Here is an 18,462-nt window from a genome sequence, read left to right as displayed (position 1 = left end):
CACCCCCGAAAATCGGCGTTCGCTCAGTTTGGCTGAACGTTATCCCACCAGCGGAAGAAGCTCGGGGCTGATCAGCGCGCCGTGGTGGCCGATGACGGTTGCGGCCGCTCTTGCGGCAAAGACGGCCGCCTCTTGCGGTGAGCTGCCCGTCACATAACGGGCGAGGAACGCGCCGTTGAAGCTGTCACCCGCGCTCGTCGTGTCCACCACTTCCACGGCCTCCACGGCCGGCGCATGGCTGCGGCTGCCGCCGAAATCGAGCGTCGCGCCCTTTGCGCCGTCCTTGACGACGACATTGGCGACGCCGAGCGCGCGGTAGCGGTCGATGGTCACTTCCACGGCGCCGTCGCCGAAGTGGCTGGCTTCATCGTCAAAGCTCGGCATGACCAGCGTTGCGGCGCGCGCGCCGTTGGTGATCGTCTCCAGCATCGCATCCTTGTCGGACCAGAGGCGCGGGCGGATGTTCGGGTCGAAGACCACGGGTTTGCCGGCGGCTTTCGCCCGGCGCAGTTCGGCCAGGAAGGTATCGACATCGTGGGGCGAGGAGAGAATGGCAAGCGTGATGCCGGAGAAATAGATGACGTCGGCGCTTTCCACCGTCCTGCGCAGGTGATCCGCATCGGCGGCAAGCTGTCTTGCGGCAGCGGCGTTGCGCCAGTAGCTGAAGGTGCGCTCACCATCTTTGAGGTTGATCAGGTAGAGACCGGGGGTGCCACCCTTGATGCGGCGGATTTTTTCCGTGCCGATGCCGGCGTCCGCGATGAAGGCCAGCATGTCTTCCGAAAGAGGATCGTCGCCGAGCGCTGTGAAATAATCCACGGACCAGTCTTCCGGCAGGCAGGCACGCGCATACCAGGCCGTATTGAAGGTATCGCCAGCAAAACCCTTGCGCAGAAGCCCGTTTCCGGCCTGCGACAGTTCCACCATGCATTCGCCAATCGACAGAAACCGTCCGCCCACGCCATCGTCCTCCTCTTGCTGCATCTTCGGGATTACGACGACAGGCGGTGCCTGACAAGCCCGCTTCGAGGTGATTTTGGGCATTTGCGAAGTTCCGGTTTACGCAAGGGCAGCTGCTTTATATTCTCGCGCCAACCCTCACCAGGAGATCGCTCATGCCGAAAACCCATGCCCCGGTCCACAAATCCCAAGCGCAATCGGACTGGTGGAGGGGAGCGGTGATCTATCAGGTCTATCCACGATCCTTTCAGGACACCACGGGCGACGGATACGGTGATCTTGCCGGGGTGACGAAGCGGCTGTCCTATATTGCCTCGCTCGGCGTAGACGCCATCTGGCTCTCGCCTTTCTTCACCTCGCCCATGGCCGACATGGGTTATGACGTTTCAGATTATTGCAATGTCGATCCGATGTTCGGCACGCTTTCGGATTTCGATGCGCTGATGGCCGAGGCGCATCGGCTGGGGTTGAAGGTCATCATCGACCAGGTGATCTCGCACACATCCGACCAGCATCCCTGGTTCGTGGACAGCCGTGCAAGCCGCAGCAACAGCAAGGCCGACTGGTATGTCTGGGCCAACCCCAAGCCGGATGGGACCGCACCCACCAACTGGCTTTCCGTGTTCGGTGGGCCGGCCTGGGAATGGGATGGCGTGCGCAAGCAATATTACATGCACAGCTTTCTCGCCTCGCAGCCGGACCTCAATTTCCACAATCCGGATGTTCAGGATGCCCTTCTGGAAACCGTACGGTTCTGGCTTGATCGCGGCGTAGACGGTTTTCGTCTCGATACCGTCAATCACTATTTCCACGACAGGCTTTTGCGCGACAACCCGCCGCTTTTCGACGAAGAGAGTTTTGGTCTCGACGCATCCGACGTCAATCCCTATGGCATGCAGGATCATCTCTACGACAAGACGCGGCCGGAAAACGTGGCGTTTCTCCAGCGCTTCCGCGCGCTTCTCGATGAATATGAGGGCCGCGCCACCGTGGGCGAGGTGGGAGACGGCGCGCGATCGCTGAAGACGGTTGCGGCCTATACGTCCGGCAACGACAAGCTCAACATGTGCTATACTTTCGATCTCCTGGGGCCGGATTTCAACGCAAAACACCTGCGCGGCTCGGTCGAGACTTTCGGCAAGGTGGTGACGGATGGATGGGTGTGCTGGGCCTTTTCCAACCACGATGTGGTGCGCCACCTCAGCCGTTTTTCTGAAGGCACGGAGGAGCAGACCCGGGTTGGGAAGCTCGCCATCTGCGTTCTTGTCAGCCTGCGCGGCTCCATATGTCTTTATCAGGGGGAGGAGCTGGGTCTGACGGAGGCTGAACTCGCCTTCGAGGATTTGCGCGACCCCTACGGCATTCGTTTCTGGCCCGCCTTCAAAGGCCGCGACGGGTGCCGCACGCCGATGGTGTGGGAGACCGGTAAACCGAATGCCGGTTTTTCGAGCGCTGAAAAGCCGTGGTTGCCGGTGCCCTATGCCCACGCCATGCAGGCGGCGGATGCACAGGAGCGGAAGTCCGACTCGGTTCTGAACCACTACCGCGCGGTCTTGTCCTTCCGCAAAACCCATGGTGCCCTGCGCGACGGCGATATGAATTTCATCAAGACCAACCTCGACGTGCTGGCCTTCACGCGCCACAAGGGTGATGAAAAACTGCTCTTCGTCTTCAACCTGACCCGCGAGGCGATAGAGTTTCCGGTGCCGAAGGGCATGCGGGTCACCGATATCCTGCCGATGCCGGGCTTCGAGCCGTTGTTCGACGCCGGTATCGTGAAGCTTGAGGCGCTGGATGTGTTTTGCGGGGTCGTCGCATGAGCGGGCAATTCGTCATCAAGGCAGCCGACGCGGCATCGTTGGACGATTGGTCCCTCCTGCGGCACCGCTTATGGCCCGATGCCTCGCCTGCCGAACACAGCGAAGAATTGCAGGACCTCTCCGACAACGAGGCCGGATTTATTGCCTATAATCTGGCCGGAGTGGCCATCGGTTTTGCCGACGTCAGCCTGCGACAGGATTATGTCAACGGATGCGACACCTCGCCCGTGGCCTTTCTTGAAGGCGTCTATGTGGAGGGGGCCTTTCGCGGCCAGGGCGTCGCCGCCGCGTTGATCGCCGAGGTGACCCGCTGGGCGGTCGGCAAGGGTGTAAGCGAGCTTGCCTCCGATGCCGATATCGCCAATGTCGATTCACACCGCATGCATGCGGCGCTGGGGTTTGAGGAGACCGAACGGGTGGTTTACTTCCGCAAGCTGCTGCCATCGGGGTCATAACTTGTCGATGCTTTTAAGCCAGCCATTTTAGCAATCTTTCCGCTTCGCGTTGCCTGAACGGGTGTTTTCACGCCAACGTTGTCCGTGAGGTCACTCCGGCTCTTTTATGCTCATTCCGGGAATTTGCATCGGACGGAAGTGGCAGCTATGTCGACAAGGCAACGGGAAATCACGCCTATTTTGGCAGGGTCGCGGGCAAATATTATTACGTGACCTGGCCCGTAGAAACGAAAACCTAAGTCTGCTCTCGCCGCCTTAGATACCTAGATCAGGCGTATTCCGCTGCTTCCGGCCGATAAGCTTCATCGTCAGATCAGCGCAAACCGATCCACATCCACCATGCCCATGTCTGAAATCTTGAGATGCGGGATGACCGGCAGGGGCAGGAAGGCAACCTGCAGGAAGGGTTCCTCCAGCGTCGTGCCGAGCGCATAGGCGGCCTTGCGCAGGGTGTGAAGCGTATCGCGCACCGTTTCGTAAGGTTCGAGGCTCATCAGGCCGGCGACGGGAAGCGGGATTTCGCCGGTTACCTCGCCGTCTTCGACCACCACAAAACCGCCCTTGATTTCACCGAGCCGGTTGGCGGCCAGCGCCATGTCGTCCTCGTTCACGCCGACAACGCAGATATTGTGGCTGTCATGGCCGACGGTGGAGGCGATGGCGCCTTTTTTCAGGCCGAAGCCCTGCACGAAGCCGTTGGCGTGGTTGCCATTCTTGCCGTGGCGCTCGATGACGGCGACCTTGATGATATCGTTCTCGAGATCGACGGTCGTCTGGTTGCCGTCCGTCGGTAGAACATAGCGGCGATGTTCGGTGATGATCTTGCCGGGAAGCACACCCATGACCGGGGTCTGGCCTTCTGTAACCGGTACGCCGAAATGGGAGGCCAGCACCGGTCTTGCCTTGACGCTGTCGAGGCCAACGGGCGCGACCGGCTTGCGGGTGGCAAACAGGGCGTCATCGACGATACGGCCGCCGGAAAGCACCATGCCGGCCTTGCAGTTCTGCAGGCTGTCGATCACCACGAGGTCGGCGCGCCAGCCGGGAGCGATGAGACCACGATCGCGCAGGCCGAAGGCCTTCGCGGCGGAAATCGAGGCGGCACGGTAGATGGCGAGCGGTTCCACGCCACTGGCGATGGCCGTTCGGATCATATAATCGAGATGGCCCTGTTCGGCGATATCGAGCGGGTTGCGGTCATCCGTGCAGAGCGCAAGATAAGGGGAAAGGCGCTCGGTGATGATTGGCATCAGGGCATGAAGGTCTTTCGAGACCGAGCCTTCGCGCACCAGAATATGCATGCCCTTGCGGATTTTCTCCAGCGCCTCGGCAGCGCTCGTGCATTCATGTTCGGTGCGGATGCCGGCGGCAAGATAGCCGTTCAGCGCCGTTCCGGACAGAAGCGGCGCATGCCCGTCTATATGCTGGCCCTGAAAGGCTTCCAGCTTCGCCATGCATACCGGGTCCTTGTGGATGACGCCGGGAAAATTCATGAATTCGGCAAGCCCGATGACCTTCGGATGATTGCGAAACGGCAGCAGTTTTTCGATCGGCAGATCGGCGCCGGAGGTTTCCAGATGCGTTGCGGGCACGCAGGAGGAGAGCTGCACCCGGATGTCCATGATGGTTTCCATGGCGCTGTCGAGGAAGAACTGAAGCCCTTCCTCGCCGAGTACGTTGGCGATCTCATGCGGGTCGCAGATGGCCGTGGTGACGCCATAGGGCAAGACGCAGCGGTCGAATTCGTGCGGGGTGACGAGCGATGATTCGATATGAAGATGCGTATCGATGAAGCCCGGAACGACGATTTTTCCGGAAATATCGATTTCCCGGCGGCCATTATAGCTTTCGCTGGTTCCAACGATGGTATCGCCGCAGATGGCGATATCAGAGGCAACTAGTTCTCCCGTCACGAGATCGAAGAATCGTCCGCCTTTTAGGACCATATCTGCCGGTTCACGGCCTGTACCTTGATCGATGCGCGTTTCAAGTTTCGAATTCATGCGGGTTTTCTTCGGCTCCTGGTTTACGTCGTATGCGAGAATTTACAGTATTTACATTCTTGGGTTGTTTCTTGAGTTATTCATGTTAATTCTTTGTGTTTTAAATATAACGGGAGTAAAAAATTTTCATATTTGTGTTATCTTATATTTAAAGTTCAGCATTTGAATAATTTTGGGAAAGTGTAACTTCATCTTTAAGGGCGGGCCGGTCCTGTGCTGGCGTTTCCAAGATAGCGGTTGAGGTTACCATCCCCGGGAAGGAAAATAAAAGCGTCTGATGCTCAAACGAATTTCCACCCAGCAATTGACTGTTGGCATGTTTATCGAAGCGGTCGAAGGAGCGTTTTCGAACAATGATTTTTTACGGCGGCACCGTTTCCTTTTGCGGCATGAGGAATTGATGCGTCAATTAAAACTGAGCGGCGCTGAGAGCATCATCATCAACACCGCCAAGGGTAGCGACATTGATGGCAGGCCGCGTTCGGCCGGAGCCGGTGCGCCAAAACCGGATAATTGCCCCGAAACGATCGCTGCCGTCACCCATGCCGTGCGCTCTGCCGCCGATGCAGTCGCAGAGACATTCGCGGTTGCCGAAGCCGGCGGCTGTGTGTCGTTGAAGGGCATGGCTTCAGCCGCGGGCAAGATTTCCGACGCGGTCCAGTCGAACCCGGCGATTTTCATCGGTGTCACCCGATTGAAATCGAAGGACGAAACGACTTTCGTGCATTCGGTTTCCGTCAGTGGATTGATGATCCATTTCGGTCATTATCTCGGACTGGACAGGGGAACGGTCGATCTGCTCGGCATCAGCGGGTTGCTGCACGATATCGGCAAGGTGGAAATTCCCTCGTCGATCCTCAACAAGGCAGAAGGGCTGAGCGCCAGCGAGCGGGAAATCATCAATCTTCACCCGGCTTTCGGCCGGGATATATTGTCACGCAATGAACAGATGCCGGCCATGGTTCTCGACGTCTGCTTCAATCATCACGAACGGATAGATGGCGGCGGTTATCCAAGCGGGCGCGTCGGAAACGAAATCAGCCTTTACGCGCGGATCGCGGCAATCTGCGATGTCTATGACGCGGTCACCTCGGTGCGTCCCTACAAGAAGCCGTGGACAGCAAATGACGCCCTGACCTGGATGCTGCGCCGGGAAGGTCATTTTGACACGCAGCTTCTGAAGAAGTTCGCACTGTGCATTTCGGCTTCGCTGCCGAGGGGTTAATCGCCGAGGATGACCGCCATCTGCAGGCTGTCGGTGTAGTGCCCGTCGATCAGAACGGCGTCGCGTGCCCGGCCTTCATGCACGAAGCCGATCTTTTCATAGAGCGCAATCGCCCTTACATTGTCGGCATGCACGCAGAGTTCGACGCGGTGCAGGCCGAGTTCGCGGGCCGCATCGAGTGCGCGCCCCATAAGCCGTGCGCCAAGCCCCCTGTCACGGTGCGGCGGCAGAATGCCGATGCCCAGCGCGCCGCGATGAGCATGGGTCGGTCTACTTTCACGGCGAATATCGCACCAGCCGATCACTTCGCCATCCGCAATCGCCACGAATTGCGGATGGTCGTTTTCGATCATGTCGAGAACGAAAGCGCGCACCGCTTCAAGCGGCGAAGCCTCCAGAAAGCTCAGATATTTGCGTTCGCGCGACACCGTGTCGAGAGCACGGTGAAAGCTTTCAACGTGCTCCGCGCGGATCGGCTCGATTGTGACGACGCCATCGCCCGTCATCACGCCGCTTTCGTTTTCGCCTTGCGGGTCAGATGCACCACGACATTTTCGATCATCCGCATGCCGGCGTCCTGGCCAAGCGTCATGATCGATTCGGGGTGGAACTGAACGGCGGCCACCGGTTCCTTGGCATGTTCGATGCCCATGATCGTGCCATCCTCGCTTTCCGCCGTGATGATGAAATCACGCGGAAGGGTGGCGGGGTCGGCGAAGATCGAGTGGTAGCGACCGACAGTCACTTCCTTGCCGAGACCGGAGAAGACGAGGCCCGGTTCCAGCACGCGGATGCGTGAGGGCTTGCCGTGCATCGGCACCGCAAGCTGGCGAAGCTCGCCGCCATAGGCTTCCGCCAAAGCCTGAAGGCCGAGGCAGACGCCGAAGATCGGCAGGTCCCGGGCGCGGGCGGCCTTGATCGTCGCCTTGCAGTCGAAATCCGTCGGGCTGCCGGGTCCGGGCGAAAGCACGACAAGATCGGGCTGGAAGCGATCGAAGACCTCTGCCGCAACCGGCGTTCTGACTGTCGACACCGTTGCGCCGGTCTGGCGGAAATAATTCGCCAGCGTGTGCACGAAACTGTCCTCGTGGTCGACGAGCAGGATCGTGACGCCGGTGCCCACCTTGGCGGCATCACGTTTGGTGGCGGCGGCGTTGGTGCCTTTGGCATCGCGAATGGCGGCGATCATGGCGGATGCCTTCAGCTCGGTTTCGGCTTCTTCTTCCTGCGGGTTGGAATCGTTGAGCAGCGTCGCACCGGCGCGGACTTCCGCGATACCGTCCTTGATGCGGATGGTGCGCAGCGTCAGCCCCGTATTCATGTCACCGTTGAAACCGACCATGCCGATCGCGCCGCCATACCAGGCGCGCGGGCTCTTCTCGTGGCCTTCGATGAAGCGCATGGCCCAGAGTTTCGGCGCACCGGTGACAGTGACGGCCCAGGCGTGGCTGAGGAAACCGTCAAAGGCGTCCATGTCATCGCGCAGGCGGCCTTCGATGTGGTCCACCGTGTGGATGAGGCGCGAATACATCTCGATCTGGCGGCGGCCGATGACCTTCACCGAACCCGGCTCGCAGACGCGGCTCTTGTCGTTCCGATCCACATCCGAACACATGGTGAGTTCGGACTCGTCCTTCTTCGAATTCAGCAGTTTCAGGATCTGCTCGCTGTCGGCAATCGGGTCGTCACCGCGCTTGATGGTGCCTGATATCGGGCAGGTCTCGATGCGGCGGCCGGAGACGCGCACGAACATTTCCGGCGAGGCGCCGACCAGATACTCCTGATGGCCGAGATTGATGAAGAAGGAATAGGGCGAGGGATTGATCGCCTTCAGGCGGCGGGAGATGGCCGACGGATTGCTCTCGCAACGCTCCATGAATTTCTGGCCGGGGACGACTTCGAACAGATCGCCGCGGCGGAAGCTTTCCTTGGCCTTCACCACCAGTTCGGAATATTCGCCGGGACGATGATCGCCCTTGGGCGGGATCGTATCGGTGGTTTTGAACGGGTCGGGTGTGATCTCCGAAGACTTGCCGTCTGTCGTCACGCCGGCCTTTTCGAAATCGTAACGGTCGATCCAGGCCTTGGCGGAATAGTGGTCAACGACGAGGATTTCGTCGGGCAGGAACAGAACCATGTCGCGCTGGTCTTCCGGGCGCGCCAGCGACAGCTTGATCGCATCGAACTGGAAGGCAAGGTCGTAACCGAAGGCGCCGAACAGGCCGATGGCCGAATCCGCATTCGAATAGAAGAGGTCGACGATAGCGCGCAGCGCCGTGAAGACGGTCGGGATTTTCGAGCGTTCTTCTTCGGTGAAGACACGGTCCGGTTCGTTGACGGTGAGATCGAGACGGCGCGTGGTGGAAGCACCGAGGGTAAGATCGGGCGTCGCCTTCAGCTTCTCGGTGATGAAGGAAAGCAGCACTTCACCGCGGCCATTATAGGCCTCGATCCACATCTTGCGGCCGAAACAGGAGATGCCGAGCGGCGGATCGACAATGGCTGTATCCCAGCGCGTGTAGCGGCCCGGATATTCGTAGTTGGATGAAAAAACCGCGCCGCGATGGGAATCGAGCTTCTCGATGTAATTGTCGATGGCGCTGGCGTAATCGGCAGGCCTGCGCTTTCGGCTGACCTTGATGCCGCCTTTCGTCTCGTAGGTTTCCGCTCCGTCATCCTGAATAATCGTTACCATTTCTTTCGCACTTCCCGTTTTTCAGGCCCGATGACAGGCGGCAGAATAACAAAAAAGCCGCCTGAAAATTCGGGCGGCTTGGACTTTGTCTGAAGACATGACTGGTCAAGGCCGCGTAAAGCTGCTCCACCACCAGTTAGCAATGTTCATAGACACGATGTTCATAGGAAAATTGTTAGCGTGCACAATTGGCCTTGGCAAGGGGATTCCGAAGGCGGAATGAACCTTACCAGCCGCCGCCGCGTTCCTGCCCTGCCGAAACGGTCAGGAGTGCCCCGCAAAATGCTTCATCGTCTGTGTCTTCTGGTGATCAGCCTCGTATTGATTTCCGCTTCCGAACCGCCGCAGCAGGTGCCTGTGCCGCAACCGAAACCGGTTGAGGGGCAAGCCCCCGCCGGGGCAGAAAAGCCGGCGGACAAGGATATGCAAAAGCCGGGCGAAACGCCAAAGCCCACTCCCAAACCCGAGGTGCCGAAAGAGCCGCAACCCGATGGCAAGGAGCTGCCAGCCGGTAAAGGCGGCGATGGCGCAACGAAAGAGGGAGAGCGCAAGGAAGGCGAAAGCAGGGAGGGAGAGCAACCGAAACCGGCTGACGAGGCCGCAAAGCCTGAAGAGAAACAGGTGGAGCCGGTGAAGCCGGAAGACCCGGCCGCTTTGCAGGCTTGCCTCGGCGCCTTGAAAGAAATCGGTGCGGAATTCAAGCAGCTTGAACCGATCCGGGATGAGGAGCAGGGCTGCGGCATTGAAGCGCCGATCGAGCTTTCCGTTGTCCTGCCGGGCATCAAGCTTGAACCATCCGGCACCATGCGCTGCGAGACCGCGCTTGCGCTATCGCGCTGGACCAGGGAGATGATGCTGCCTGCGGCGGCGCTTGCCCTGCCAGAGAAAAAGGTCACGGCGATCGCCAATGCCTCGACCTATATCTGCCGCAACCGCAACAGTGCGGAAAACGGCAAGATTTCCGAACACGCCAAGGGCAATGCCGTGGATATTTCCACCATCGCCTTCGACAAGGGAGAGCCGCTGGTGATGAAGCCGCGCGGCGAGGATGGAACGCCGGAGGGTGCCTTCCAGCGTGCGATTACAGCCGCCGCCTGCCTGTTCTTCCGCACCGTTCTGTCCCCCGGCAGCGACGCCACCCATCAGGATCACCTGCATCTCGACGTGCTGGAACGAAAGGGTGACTATCTCTACTGCCGCTGACAAAAAAGGGCGACCCGAAGGCCGCCCCGACTGGAGTTGTTGTTTGAGACCTTGTTAGAACCTCTGGGTCAGAGAGATTTTGAAGGTGCGGCCCGGTTCGGAATAATATTCATTCGCTTGCGAACCGGCGGTGCGTGCAGTGGCATAGTCGTAATACGTCTTGTCAAAGACGTTGTAGATGCCTGCGTTGATGCGGAGACCCTTGACCTGTTCGGGTTCGTACCATGCCGTCAGGTCTACGATGCCGTAACCCGGCGTTGCAAAATATGTTCTTTGACCGTTGGTGAGGATGTCCTTGCCGCGTCCGCCGTTAGCCGCGATCCAATCGATGCCGACACCCCAGGTTTCGGTGTCGTAAGCAGCGCTGATGACACCCTTCAGCGGTGAGACCGACTGGAGGAAGGTGTCATTGTCGAGGTTCTTGCCATTGGCATAGGCGAGGCCCCCGCGCAGGCTGAAGCCATTGTCGAAACGCACATGCGCCGAGAGTTCGGCACCGTAAATACGGGCACGGTCCAAATTGACGCCGCGCGTAATGCCGCCTTGACGGTAGTTGTTCAGATCATAACCGAGCGCTGCCGCCTGGCTTGCGGTGAGGCTGGTGGTTTCGATGAAGTTCTTGTAGCGGTTGTAGAAGAGATTGATGCGACCGCCGAGGTCCTCATCACCCAGGTTGGCGCCAATTTCGAAACCGTTGCTGGTTTCCGATTCAAGATTGGGATTGCCGAGCCGCAGGTAGGTGCCGGGGCCGCCGAAAACGCTATACAATTCGCCGGCGTTCGGTGCGCGGAAACCCATTGCCCATTGCGCGTAGAGTTCCACCTTGTCGGAAACGTCATAACCTGCACGCAGCTTCGGGGAGACGGCCACATCGTCGAACTCGCCCGGGAGTGCAGGGCGGTTGGTGTTGCGGGCATATTCCGATGTCATTTTGGGTGTGTGCTCCACCCAGTCGAAACGCAGGCCGGGGGTCAGCGTGAAGCCGCTTTGGCCGAAGCCGATCTCGTCATCGATATAAAAACCGATCCGGCTGCTATCCACCTTCGGCGTATCGGCCTGGTTGGTGTGGAGGTTCGCGCATGCCGCAAAGGCGCCGGTATAAGGCAGTCGGCAATTGTCGACGCCGGAGGAATATTGTTCAGAGGTGCTTCTCGAAAGGTCGAAGCCAAACGTCACGTCGTGATTAAGCTGGCCGGTCTCGAATTTCTTCTGCAGAGCGCCGACAAGGCCGAAGCTGTTTTCGTCGTAGTCGTTGAGGCGGCTGATATTGCCGACGACGGTTGTCGAGCGGTAGCCATTGTAGCCAGTTTCGCGGGACTGTTTCTGCCAGTAAAGCGACGCCCAGGCGCTGTCGAACAGACCATCCGTGCCGGTCGCATCATAGGAATAGTCAAGCGAGATGCGGTCGCGGGCCGTTGCGTTGTTGGTGAAATAAGCACCGGGCAGGTAGTTGTCGCGGGGACCCAGCACGGCAACCTGGTTGATTTTCGAGTTGGTGTCCCGGTCGCGGCGGAAACTTTCGGCCGTCAGGCCGATGCGATGGCCGCCTTCCAGATCCTGCCGCAGCTTGAACAGAAGGTTGTGCTGATCGTAATCCGAGGGATCGGCTTTCGTGCGCGTCGGACCGTAGGAATCCACACTGCCGTTGGTTTTACGCTCCTTGCCCTTCTTGTAGCCGCCCTGGAACATGATCGAGGTATTCTCGATTTTCTTTGCTACTGCGACGGATGGCTCATAGCTGGTGTCGGCGCTGTCGAATGTGAATTTGGCTACGCCGCCCCAATCGCGGCCTTCCTGAATAAGGTCTTCGGGCTCCAGTGTCTGCAAGCCGAGAACGCCACCGAGAGCGCCGGAACCGGCGCGGCTTGAATCTGCACCGCGCAGAACGTCGACTGCGGACAGCGACGAGAAGTTGAAGGAGTCCAAGCCGCCGGTCGCGCCGCGCGTGGCGTCGGACAGATACCGCACGGGAATTCCGTCAATGGTGGTCAGAACACGGTCGCCTTCAAGGCCGCGAATGTTGACAGCACCCGTGCTGCGGTTGAACGAGACGCCGGGCTGTGCGACGCGGCCCAGATCTTCGATGCTCGTGATCTGTTTCTTCTCGATCGTCGCGGCCGTCGTTTCCGTTGCAAGGGGGGTGTCGGCTACAGCGCTGCCACCCTTCACACGCTTGCCCTTGACCACGATCTTCTCGAGCGTGGTGGTGCCGTTCGCCTGCGACGCGGCGTCCTGCGCCCGCGCTGGCCCGGCAAGGGGCAGAAAAGACATGGCAGTGCACAAGAGCAGCGCGGAATGTGTGCGCGAGATGGACATAAAGTACCCCCGGGTAGGCGCGCGCATAAACCACGGCGCGCAAAAACGCGCCGCGCTTGCTGTCGCGGCTGAAACTGTTTTGAATTGTTACGGGCGAGCCGATAAGGGAGGACTAAAAAACATGATGATAACTGTCAACATATTATATATGACTTTTTACATCATGTTTTAAAGCATAACAGTCCGTTGCAAAAATGTGACGCTTCATCATGCCGCATGCAAAGCGCTGGATAGGGGGCGAAAACGCCGCCATGCGGCCAAAGTCCCGACATTGCCGCTTGCTAGGATATTCGCAGCCAGTTTACATGGCGAAAGAAAGAATGCCCCAACAATAAACAGATCATTAATCGGATACGGAAATGAAGTCTCTTGAACTGCTCGTCGAGCGGATCATTCTCTCCAGCCGCTGGCTGCTCGTTGTATTTTATCTCGGGCTCGTGGCGGCGCTGGCGGTTTACGCCTTCTCCTTCACGCTCAAGTTCCTGAAGGTTGCGAAAAACGTTTTCACTTACGATGAAGCGGACATGATCCTTGCCATGCTCGGGCTGATCGATGCTGCGCTGGTTGCGAGCCTCATAGTGATGGTGATGATCTCCGGCTACGAGAATTTCGTCAGCCGCTTCGATCAGGCGGATGACGAGGTTTCGTTTCTGGGCAAGCTTGACTCGGGCAGTCTGAAAATCAAGGTCGCGTCGTCGATCGTGGCGATTTCGTCGATCCACCTGCTGCAGATCTTCCTCAACGCCAGCCAGTATACGGACAGCCAGCTGATGTGGTTCACCATCATTCATCTGGCCTTTGTCGTTTCGGCGGTCATGCTCGGTTTTCTGGAAAAACTGATGGCGAAGCCAAAGGAAAAGTCTGAAAAGCCTGTGCTTTGATGAAGGTGGTCCGCTTGTTATGAAGGTCGAAACCGTGTCTGCCGAAGCCGTATGTTCCCTCCTCCGGGGTATCTCGCCCCCACTCGGTGGCGGCGCCTGAATGCTGAAGACGGAGCGCCAGGACAGCCTTTGCCGTGATCTGTCGGCTGCCGCCGACAGGCAGCAATGGCTGGTGGCGCTGCAGGCGGTCATGCAGGCTTTCGGCTATTCCCACGTGACCCTTCTGAGGTTGCCGGGTTTCGGCAACGCCCATGCCCTGCCGACGGTTGTGGAAAGCAGCCTGCCGGTCTGGGTCGTGAACGCGATGACCAAGAACGGTGCGCTCGGCGACTGTCCGGTCATCAAGCGCGGCGCCTCATCGATGATGCCGCAATATTGGTCGCTCGACGATGCGGAGCTTGCCTGCGAAACGCTGATGGAGGCGGGGGCATCGCTCAGCAGCATCGGCATTACCTCCGGTCTCATGGTGCCGGTAAACGGCATGAACGGGTACCGCCATCTGATGAATTTCGCAGGTGATCGCGATGCCCTGTCACAGGCGTCGCTGAACGAACTGGGCATGATCGCGCTGCATGCGCTGGAGGCCTATGACCGCCTTTGCCGCACAGGCTCCAAAGGCCCGTCGCCCCTGACGAAACGCGAACTCGAGGTGGTGCGCTGGACGGCGCAGGGAAAGACGTCGGTGGAGATCGCCGAGCTTCTGTCCATCTCTGAGCACACCGTCAACGCCTACATGAACAACGCCATGCGCAAGCTCGATTGCGTCAACCGAACGCAACTGGTGGCCAAGGCCATACGCCAGCGCCTGATAGACTGAGCCGGCGGCAAGGCCGGCTCCGTTACCTATCGGTCGAGTACGGAGCGGAGTTCGACGAGGTTCGAGCGCACCCGCAGAACGTAAAACCCCATGGTGGCAAGGTGCGACGGCATGATCCAGCCGCTTTCCTCGCCGTTGGAAATGATCGCCGGCTGGATGCGCAGGGCAGCGCGGGTCTGAAGCAGCGTGTCGTTCCACAGATTGGTCAGGTTACGTTCGCGGATGACCTGCGCGAAGTCCGATCCTGCGGCGGAAAGCACGCCGTAATAGCCATAGAGCTGGCCATAGGCGAACCAGAAACGGTCGTCAGCACGGGTATCGAACCAGCCGCCATTATAGTTTTCCGAACGCTCGCGCAGGATGGCGGATGTCGAACCGATATCGCCGGCAATGCGGTCGATGAACTGGATGAGGTTGTCGGCACGGGTATCGAAGACGGCCTTGCAGGCGACAAGTTCGCCGTTGAAGGCCTGGAGGCTGCGAATGGCGGCGCGATAATAGCTGGGTGTCGGCGTCTTCGGGCCGAAGGGATCAAGGCCGAAATACCAGGAATATTCGCTGAACTGCATGTTGCCACGCGCTTCCTGGAGATTGTTGTTGATGCCGGAGGTTCCGCGAACACGGCCGAGCGTATCCACCAGTTCCACCGAGGTACGGCGCACCGCCTGGTTCACGCCGCGCTGGAAGGACGCCTTGTTGTCGAGAAACGGCGTGCTGTCCCAGTCCATGCCGAAGAGGCCGAGACGATAGAGCAGCATGGAGGAAATCCACGCGTTCTGATTGACGTTGAAATCGGTAAGATCGGCAGCGGCATCAACGATGGCAGAGCGCTGGCACACCGGCGCGGAGGTGTTTGCGGCAGCACCGGTTGCCCCGGCGGCGGCAGCCGGGGTCGCGGCCGGCAATTCCTGTCCGGGCGGCACGGTGCGTTCGGCAAGCTTGTACCGGGAAATGTAATCCGGGTCGAAATTGCTCCAGACCTGCGTCTGCCAGACGAAATATCCGTAGAAGCCGGCAAGGAGAATGAGCACCAGAGCGATCGGGCCCTTGATGATCCAGTTGCGGCCGCTGTACCAGCCGTGGGCGGCCATGAAAGGCCACAAAAGCCAGGCGACGACGAGACCGGCGGCCCTGCCGATGGCGCTGAAGGCTGCCTGAATCAAAGCGGTGATCCGGTCGATCATGTCGTCATGGTCTCCTCTGCCCGTGGGGCTGGATGCCGGAAGGAACCCGTGGCTGCGCCACTCGTCCCCGGCACTTCATCAATCCGCGGTCATCTACTGTCCTGCAGATATGTCCCGCTTACCCGGGATACAACATGATTGCGAAACTTTTCTCAACCTGTGGTCCGCGCCAGGCGTTCCGGTATTTGCAGCAGGCTTAACCGAACATCACCGGTCGCGGACACTTCAGGATGTTGCTAGAGGCCGAGCTTGGCGATCTCTGCGTTCAGCCGGTCCCGGGCCTTTTTCGGCAGCTTGCCGTTCCTGACGGCGTCCAGATTGGCCGGCGCGGCATCGCCGACAACGACGAGCGCGACCATGCCCATGCCGAGATGCGGCGTGCATTTGATGACGTAGGCGCCTTCCTTGTCGACGGTCACCTTCACCGTCTCGTTCATCTTGCCCTTGAAGTCGGCGGCACCCTCCGGGATCATTTCCTTGACGGCTGCCGCATCATGGCCCTTGTCCACCGGGACGAAGGTGATGACATCGCCGATGGCTGCCCTGACGGTTGCCGGTTCAAAGACCATCGCCTGGCCGTCGCTGCCCTTGTTGAGCATCTTCACCTCGATTTCGGCCGACAAGGCGGGAAAGGCAAAGAGGCCGGCTGCTATGGCGAGGCTGGCAATTCTGGCAGTTTTGTTGTGCATATCTTTTGCTCCTGGGAGAAAGCACATCCACGCGAATGTGTCTTCGCGGTCTTAGCGCAGGAGCCAGGAGACCATCCTTGCGAAAAATCAAATGCGGCAACCGGACGCAGGGTTAGAGTGTTTCCGGACGGAACCGGGGGCTTCCTGGAAATACTCTATTCGCCCTTGACGGTTTCCACCCAGTGGCGGCGGCAGAAGGACACATATTTTTCATTGCCGCCGACATCGATCTGCGCGCCTTCCCTGACGACATTGCCCTGGTTGTCGAAACGGGCGACCATCGTCGCCTTGCGGCCGCAATGGCAGATGGTGCGGATTTCGCGAAGCTCGTCGGCAATGGCGAGCAGTTCCTTGGAGGCCGGAAAGAGCTTGCCCTGAAAATCCGTTCGCAGGCCGTAGGTCATGACCGGAATGTTCAACCGGTCGGCAATTCCGGCAAGCTGCCAGACATGGTGTTCGGACAGGAAGTTGGCTTCATCGACAAAAACACAGGCGACCGGCGCTTCGGCGTGCAGGGCCGATACTTCGGCGAAAATATCGGTGGTGTCATCGAAGGTTCGCGCGTCGGAAGACAGGCCGATGCGCGAGGCGACCCGGCCAACGCCAGCCCGGTCATCGAAGGCGGCCGTGAAAATCAGCGTGCGCATGCCGCGCTCCTGATAATTGTAGGAAGCCTGCAGCAGCATGGTCGATTTGCCGGCGTTCATCGCCGCATAATTGAAATAGAGTTTTGCCATTATCCACTCCCGGAGCGCTTTCGCGTCTTTTCGACGCCTTGCAGCAATGCTCCAACCTATTGAATCGGCACATCGCGCCTCACGGAATCGATTCCGGTCTATGAGCGGATGCTGCATTGTGCGTCTTTTGACGGCGAAGAAGCGGGTTGAAAAGTGCCGGAGCAGGAAAAACACAGATTTCCGCAACCCATCATTTCCGGCGCTGCACGGCTGAAACCGCCTATTTTCACCGTTGTGTCGCAAACGGTGCGCCAAAGCACGCAAATGCACGCGAGTTGATTGTGTCCGGCAGATATTGATAATGGCAAGGGAACGAAAAAACAGGGAGCAAGCGAATGTTTGCAAATAGAAGTCGCTGTCTGGCCTTGGCCGCAGCAATCTCCTCCATGACGTTCAGCGCGGCCGGTGCCGCGGAGCCGGCAAGTTGCGGCACGGTGCGTTTCTCCGATGTGGGCTGGACCGACATCACCGCCACGACGGCAACCGCCACGGTGCTCCTGAAAAGCCTGGGCTATGAAACCGACGTCAAACTTCTCTCGGTGCCCGTTACCTACACATCGCTGAAGAACAAGGATATCGACGTTTTCCTCGGCAACTGGATGCCGACCATGGAAGGCGATATCGCGCCTTATCGTGCGGACAAGTCGGTCGAGACGCTGCGTGAAAACCTGACGGGTGCGAAATATACGCTTGCGACCAATGCCAAGGGCGCCGAACTCGGCATCAAGGATTTCAAGGACATCGCAGCCCATAGCGGCGATCTCGGCGGCAAGATCTATGGCATCGAGCCCGGCAATGACGGCAACCGCCTGATCCTCGACATGGTGGCCAAGGACACGTTCGGGCTGAAGGCCTTCGAAGTGGTCGAATCGTCCGAGCAGGGCATGCTGTCGCAGGTTGCGCGGGCGGAAAAATCCGGGGAGCCGATCGTCTTCCTCGGCTGGGAGCCGCATCCCATGAATGCGAATTTCAAGCTGACCTATCTGACCGGCGGCGACGAAGTCTTCGGTCCCAATCTCGGCGGCGCGACGATCTACACCAATGTCCGCAAGGGTTACGTCGAGGAATGCCCGAATGTCGGCGTTCTTCTCAAAAACCTGCAATTTTCCCTGCCCATGGAAAACGAAATCATGGGCAAGATCCTGAATGACGGTCTGGAAGGCGAAGCTGCCGCAACCGCCTGGCTGAAGGCAAATCCGGCCGCGATCGAGCCTTGGCTCGCCAATGTCAAGACCAAGGACGGCAGCGCTGATGCCTTGCCCGCCGTGAAGAAGGCCCTGGGCCTTTAAGCCGCAAGACTATGCATGACTGCGTCTGGCCTGTGCGACAGGCCGGACTGCAGCTGGAAATAACGATGCCCATGCGTGATCTCAGCCGGCGAATTTGTCGCATCGCAGGTCACGTGCCAGCACCGCGCCCGGCAGCCCCGCTGCCGGCCGTCGTTTCTGCATTTGTTTGACGAAAGGTATTTTCCTAC

Annotated in this window: 15 protein-coding genes; 7 read left to right on the top strand and 8 right to left on the bottom strand. The window is 59.2% G+C overall.

The features are described from left to right. Window positions 1-39 precede the first annotated feature (39 nt). Entirely contained in the window at window positions 40-960 is a 921-nt protein-coding gene (locus tag JZY08_RS10470) for a sugar kinase (protein WP_216331546.1), read from the bottom strand. Window positions 961-1,115: 155 nt separating this feature from the next. Between JZY08_RS10470 and JZY08_RS10465 the strand changes: the two genes are divergently transcribed. Further along, window positions 1,116-2,780, top strand: a complete 1,665-nt coding sequence (locus JZY08_RS10465) for an alpha-glucosidase family protein (RefSeq protein ID WP_216330094.1) — start codon at window positions 1,116-1,118, stop codon at window positions 2,778-2,780. Continuing rightward, window positions 2,777-3,235, top strand: coding sequence for an aminoglycoside 6'-N-acetyltransferase (gene aac(6'), locus JZY08_RS10460; RefSeq protein WP_216330093.1), 459 nt, complete (start codon window positions 2,777-2,779; stop codon window positions 3,233-3,235). Before JZY08_RS10465 ends, aac(6') begins: the two co-directional genes overlap by 4 nt. A 308-nt stretch (window positions 3,236-3,543) precedes the next feature. On the opposite strand, the gene ade is transcribed toward aac(6'), so the two are convergent. Continuing rightward, complete coding sequence (gene ade, locus JZY08_RS10455; RefSeq protein ID WP_216330092.1) at window positions 3,544-5,238, bottom strand: adenine deaminase; 1,695 nt, start codon at window positions 5,236-5,238, stop codon at window positions 3,544-3,546. Between the two features lie 277 nt (window positions 5,239-5,515). Between ade and JZY08_RS10450 the strand changes: the two genes are divergently transcribed. Beyond that, window positions 5,516-6,463 carry an HD-GYP domain-containing protein gene (locus JZY08_RS10450; protein WP_003494502.1) on the top strand — a complete coding sequence of 316 codons (948 nt, stop codon included), beginning with the start codon at window positions 5,516-5,518 and terminating at the stop codon, window positions 6,461-6,463. Here the strand turns inward: JZY08_RS10450 and JZY08_RS10445 are convergent. Next, complete coding sequence (locus tag JZY08_RS10445) at window positions 6,460-6,969, bottom strand: GNAT family N-acetyltransferase (protein ID WP_216331545.1); 510 nt, start codon at window positions 6,967-6,969, stop codon at window positions 6,460-6,462. The genes JZY08_RS10450 and JZY08_RS10445 overlap by 4 nt on opposite strands. Continuing rightward, the gene (locus tag JZY08_RS10440; RefSeq protein WP_216330091.1) at window positions 6,969-9,158 is read right to left on the bottom strand and encodes an anthranilate synthase; all 2,190 of its coding nucleotides are present in this window, start codon (window positions 9,156-9,158) and stop codon (window positions 6,969-6,971) included. Before JZY08_RS10440 ends, JZY08_RS10445 begins: the two co-directional genes overlap by 1 nt. 282 nt (window positions 9,159-9,440) lie before the next feature. Here JZY08_RS10440 and JZY08_RS10435 point away from each other — a divergent pair, with 282 nt between their 5' ends. Beyond that, entirely contained in the window at window positions 9,441-10,361 is a 921-nt protein-coding gene (locus JZY08_RS10435) for an extensin family protein (protein ID WP_216330090.1), read from the top strand. 54 nt (window positions 10,362-10,415) lie between these two features. Here JZY08_RS10435 and JZY08_RS10430 read toward each other — a convergent pair whose 3' ends face one another. After that, window positions 10,416-12,632 carry a TonB-dependent hemoglobin/transferrin/lactoferrin family receptor gene (locus JZY08_RS10430; RefSeq protein ID WP_216330089.1) on the bottom strand — a complete coding sequence of 739 codons (2,217 nt, stop codon included), beginning with the start codon at window positions 12,630-12,632 and terminating at the stop codon, window positions 10,416-10,418. 404 nt (window positions 12,633-13,036) lie between these two features. Here JZY08_RS10430 and JZY08_RS10425 point away from each other — a divergent pair, with 404 nt between their 5' ends. Together JZY08_RS10425 and JZY08_RS10420 are read left to right on the top strand one after the other, a co-directional pair. Continuing rightward, on the top strand, window positions 13,037-13,558 hold the full coding sequence (locus tag JZY08_RS10425; protein WP_003494509.1) for a TIGR00645 family protein: 522 nt from the start codon (window positions 13,037-13,039) through the stop codon (window positions 13,556-13,558). A gap of 100 nt (window positions 13,559-13,658) precedes the next feature. Continuing rightward, window positions 13,659-14,375: a LuxR family transcriptional regulator gene (locus JZY08_RS10420; RefSeq protein ID WP_216330088.1), complete on the top strand. Its 717-nt coding sequence runs from the start codon at window positions 13,659-13,661 to the stop codon at window positions 14,373-14,375. A 26-nt stretch (window positions 14,376-14,401) separates the two neighbouring features. Here the strand turns inward: JZY08_RS10420 and JZY08_RS10415 are convergent, their stop codons facing one another. The 3 genes from JZY08_RS10415 to JZY08_RS10405 form a co-directional block, all read right to left on the bottom strand. Beyond that, window positions 14,402-15,559, bottom strand: coding sequence for a DUF2333 family protein (locus JZY08_RS10415; protein ID WP_082182751.1), 1,158 nt, complete (start codon window positions 15,557-15,559; stop codon window positions 14,402-14,404). A 236-nt stretch (window positions 15,560-15,795) separates the two neighbouring features. Then, window positions 15,796-16,248: a pseudoazurin gene (locus JZY08_RS10410; RefSeq protein WP_216330087.1), complete on the bottom strand. Its 453-nt coding sequence runs from the start codon at window positions 16,246-16,248 to the stop codon at window positions 15,796-15,798. A gap of 155 nt (window positions 16,249-16,403) precedes the next feature. Next, window positions 16,404-16,985: a thymidine kinase gene (locus JZY08_RS10405; RefSeq protein WP_216330086.1), complete on the bottom strand. Its 582-nt coding sequence runs from the start codon at window positions 16,983-16,985 to the stop codon at window positions 16,404-16,406. A 335-nt stretch (window positions 16,986-17,320) separates the two neighbouring features. Here JZY08_RS10405 and JZY08_RS10400 point away from each other — a divergent pair, with 335 nt between their 5' ends. Further along, the gene (locus JZY08_RS10400) at window positions 17,321-18,274 is read left to right on the top strand and encodes a choline ABC transporter substrate-binding protein (protein ID WP_035242111.1); all 954 of its coding nucleotides are present in this window, start codon (window positions 17,321-17,323) and stop codon (window positions 18,272-18,274) included. Window positions 18,275-18,462: the final 188 nt, after the last annotated feature.

Origin of the sequence: Rhizobium sp. X9 (assembly GCF_018873185.1) — a bacterium.
GTDB lineage: Bacteria > Pseudomonadota > Alphaproteobacteria > Rhizobiales > Rhizobiaceae > Agrobacterium > Agrobacterium oryzihabitans.
Note: the sequence above shows the minus strand (reverse complement) of the source record. Positions and strands in the feature narration are given on the sequence as shown.